This is a genomic window from Streptomyces jumonjinensis (assembly GCF_009600885.1).
Taxonomy (GTDB): domain Bacteria; phylum Actinomycetota; class Actinomycetes; order Streptomycetales; family Streptomycetaceae; genus Streptomyces; species Streptomyces jumonjinensis.
In genome coordinates, this window is the sequence record NZ_VCLA01000167.1 from 100667 (window position 1) to 101590 (window position 924).

Annotated in this window: 1 protein-coding gene; it reads right to left on the bottom strand. The window is 67.1% G+C overall.

The features are described from left to right. Positions 1–924: phosphopantetheine-binding protein (locus FF041_RS24690; RefSeq protein ID WP_228388607.1), on the bottom strand; the 924-nt coding region annotated here is incomplete at both ends.

Here is a 924-nt window from a genome sequence, read left to right on the forward strand (position 1 = left end):
CCGTCAGCCTCCACATCGGCCGCGTCCACCCGAGACACCAGACCCCCGGCATCCACCGAGCCCGGCTCGCCCACCACCAACCTCAGCTCACCCGGAACCACCCGCGCCCGCAACATGTCATGCGCGTCCACCACCGCACCCAACCCACCCGCCAGCACACCCAACCCCACACCAGCAGGAACCCCCACCACCACCCACTGCGCAAACCCCGAACCAGCAGCACGATCACCGAACGCCCGCATCACCGGCGTCCAACCCACCACACCCACACCCACATCAACCACGGACCCAGACCCGGCTCCGGAGCCCACCGGTTGCGCCACCAACGCCAACCGCTCCACCGACCGCTCCTCGAACACCTGCCGAGGCGTCAACACCAACCCCACACCACGCGCCCTCGACGCCAACTGCATCGAACTGATCGAATCACCCCCCAACTCAAAGAACCCATCCTCAACCCCCACCCGCTCCAACCCCAACACCTCAGCAAACAACCCACACAGAACCTCCTCCACCACCGACCCCGGACCCCGACCCGACACCCGCCCAGCAAAATCCGGCACAGGCAGACCAGCCCGATCCACCTTCCCATTCACCGTCAACGGCAACACATCCAGCACCACCACCGCAGCCGGCACCATGAACTCCGGCAGCATGTCGGCGGCGAAGTCACTGACTCTCCGGCCCTCCACCACATCGCCGTCAGCGGCCACATAGCCGATCAGGCGGCGCTCGCCCGGACGGTCCTCCCTCACCATCACCGCGGCCTGCCGCACTCCGGGGCAGAGCGCGAGAACGGCCTCGATCTCACCGGGTTCGATACGGTGTCCACGGATCTTGACCTGATCGTCGGCCCGGCCCACGAAGACGAGCTCTCCCTCACCGGTCCACCGCACCACATCACCGGTGCGGTACATCCGCTCG